Annotated in this window: 3 protein-coding genes; all 3 read left to right on the forward strand. The window is 75.2% G+C overall.

The genetic code is table 11. The annotated features are described in order from the left end of the window. Positions 1-103 precede the first annotated feature (103 nt). The 3 genes from ACFU74_RS36845 to ACFU74_RS36855 all read left to right on the forward strand — a co-directional run bounded on the left by ACFU74_RS36845 (position 104) and on the right by ACFU74_RS36855 (position 2,575). Entirely contained in the window at positions 104-1,489 is a 1,386-nt protein-coding gene (locus tag ACFU74_RS36845; protein ID WP_380764501.1) for an AAA family ATPase, read from the forward strand. Beyond that, positions 1,486-1,875 (forward strand): nucleotide pyrophosphohydrolase, encoded by a 390-nt coding sequence (locus ACFU74_RS36850; RefSeq protein WP_380764502.1) that lies wholly within the window; start codon positions 1,486-1,488, stop codon positions 1,873-1,875. The genes ACFU74_RS36845 and ACFU74_RS36850 overlap by 4 nt, the downstream gene beginning before the upstream one ends. 145 nt (positions 1,876-2,020) lie before the next feature. Continuing rightward, positions 2,021-2,575: a DUF6099 family protein gene (locus tag ACFU74_RS36855; protein WP_380764503.1), complete on the forward strand. Its 555-nt coding sequence runs from the start codon at positions 2,021-2,023 to the stop codon at positions 2,573-2,575. The last annotated feature ends 219 nt before the right edge of the window (positions 2,576-2,794 follow it).

Consider the following 2,794-nt stretch of genomic DNA (forward strand, 5'->3'; position numbering starts at 1 on the left):
GGGCGGCGCGGGCCCGGCGGCACGCGCCTCCCGCCCGCCCGAAGGGATGACTCTGCGGGGCAGGCACGTTTCTGCCTCCCGACCGGCCGCTAACGTCCGACGGGTGAACCGCGACGCCACCCGGCCCGCCGTGCCGGCCCACCCTCAGCAGCGCAGCCCGGACCCCGGAGTGCCGACCGTCCGGCGCCCGATCGTCGAGGAAATCCGGCTGATCTCCTTCAAGTCCTACCGGCGCGCGACCCTTCCGCTCGCGCCCCTCACCGTGCTGCACGGGCCCGCCGGCGTCGGCAAGTCCAACGCGCTCGACGCCCTCGCCGTCCTCTCCCGGCTCGCCCTCGGCGAGGAGATCGCCGCCTCCCTCGACGGACGGTCCGACACCACGGGACCGCTCGCCACCCGCGTCCGCGGCGGCCTCGCCGGCTGCGTGCCGCACGGCCGCAACGCCCTCATCCTCGGCTGCACCGTCCGCTCCCCGGACGGACAGATCGGCCTCGAACTCGTCGTCCGCACCGACGGGCCGGTCCGCATCGCCAGGGAACAGCTCACCCTCGACGGACAGACCCTCGTCGAGACCGGCGAGCAGGACGTGCGCAAGTGCCGCGTCAACGTCACCTGGCACAACGACACCCGGCAGGGCGACATCCGCGCCCCGTTCCCCAGCGGCACGCTGGTCACCGCGCAGATCCCGCTGCGGGTCGCCGGCTCCTCGCCCGGCGAGCGCAAGGTCCTCGCCGCCGCCGAACAACTGCTCACCGCGCTGCGCGAGGTCTTCCCCGTCCACCCGGTGCCCACCATGATGCGCGGCTGGGCCCGCCCCGACCCGCAGGCCCGGCTGCGCAGCACCGCCGCCAACATCTCCGCCGTCATCGCCCGGCTCAGCAACGAGTGCCCCCGCCGCTACGGGCAACTGCTGCGCGTCGTCCAGTCCGCCGCCCCGCACCCGCTGCTCGGCCTCGACCTCGCCCACCGCGGCACCGGCAGCGGCGAGCGGGTGCTCGCCGTCTTCGACGAGGGCCTGCTCGGGCGCACCGGCGCCGACCAGGCCTCCGACGGGATGCTGCGGCACCTGGCGTTCGCCGCCGTGCTGCTCACCGGCGCGGGGGTGCTGGACCTGGACGTGGCCACCGAGGTGCCGTGGGCGCAGCGCCAGCTCACCGTGCTGGCCGACGACCTCGGGGCCGGGCTCGGCACCGACCAGACCGCCTCGCTGCTGCGCCTCGCCCGGGACATGGCCGGGCGCAACCAGTTGCGGGTGCTCGCCACGCTCCAGGAGCCGGCCGCGGCGCGGGACGCGCTGGGCGGGGCGGGCGAACTGCCGCCCGGGGCGGCGGTGGTGGAGTGCCGGCGCGATCCCGGTTCGGGGCTGACGGTGCTGCGGCCGGAGACGGCGCGGGTGCCGGTGCAGGTGGTGCGGGACGGTGCGCCGGTCTCGTCGCAGCCGTCCCCGGTCCGGCCGATGGCCGGTGATGCGGTAGACCTGGACGGGTGAACGAACGAGAGACCGAGATCCCCGGGCCGACGCTGGAAGGGCTGCGGCAGCGGCTGACGGAGTTCGCCGCGGCGCGCCGCTGGGAGCCCTTCCACACGCCCAAGAACCTCGCCGCGGCGCTGACCGTGGAGGCCGGTGAGCTGCTGGAGGTCTTCCAGTGGCTCACGCCGGAGCAGGCGTCCGCGGTGATGGCCGACCCGGACCGCGCCCACCGGGTGCGGGACGAGGTGGCCGACGTGCTCGCCTACCTGCTCCAGTTCTGCACGGCGGTCGGGGTCGACCCGTTGACGGCCCTGGCCGCCAAGATCGAGCGGAACGAGCTGCGCTTCCCGGTCCCCGGCGCCCCCGCCGAGGACGGCAACGTCAACCCGGAGGGCGGCTCCTAGGCCGTGTGGGGGAGGGGATTTGTCCACAGCCCCCAGGTTTTCCACAGCTTTCCGATGCTCGCGTGCAGGCCCTTCCGTCCCGGCGCACTCTCTCACCGTGACCGCGTGGCAGGGCGCCACGCGAGTGACGGAAGGAGGGCGCGGCATGGAGGCGCTGCGACTGATCAAGACCGCCCGGCACGCCCTGGCGGAGACCAGGAACATCCCGGACGTGCTGGCCGAGGCCCGGCAGGCCGCGTTGCTCGCCGAGGCGGTGGGCGCCCGGCTGGTGAGGGATGAGGATGGCGAACTCGCTGGCCTCGGCCAGCAGTTGGCGGAGGCGGCGCTGCACGCGGCGTGCTGCCTCGACCATGCGACGGGGGATGTGGCGGGGGCGTCGGTCTTCGGGCCCGGCAGCCGGGCCCGAAGGCTCAGCGACCTCGGCGAGCTCGGGCCGATGCTGGACGAACTCGGCGGACTACTGCGGGACATCGGGGAGACGCTGGTCGTGCTGGCCTGCGGGGCCGACACCGAGAGCCTCTACTGGGCGTGCATCGACGCCGTCGACGCCGGCGCGGAGTGCACCCAGCTGGTCGGCCAACTGCGCGGCGCCGTCCGGCGGATCGCGGGCGAGCGGCCGGAGGAGGCGGAGGAGGAACGCCTCCTGGTGCTCCAACTCGACCCACCGGCGGAGGAGGTGGTCGGCGCACCGGTGGCCTGAGGGCGGCGAGAGGCTCCTGGACGGCCGGCGCCGGCCGTCCAGCAGCCTCCCTCCGCAGCGGTGGTAGCCGGACGCGGCCCCCCACCACCGCACTCAACCAGGGGCACCGCCCGCCACCCGACGCAGTCGTGGCGCGCGGGCGCAGTGGGACAACTGGATACCGGGGCACGGGAGCGGGTGAGAGCGGGAAGGGCGGTGGGAGGGAGGGGGAGGGGGGAG

This window comes from Kitasatospora sp. NPDC057500, from assembly GCF_042802195.1.
Taxonomy (GTDB): Bacteria; Actinomycetota; Actinomycetes; order Streptomycetales; family Streptomycetaceae; genus Kitasatospora.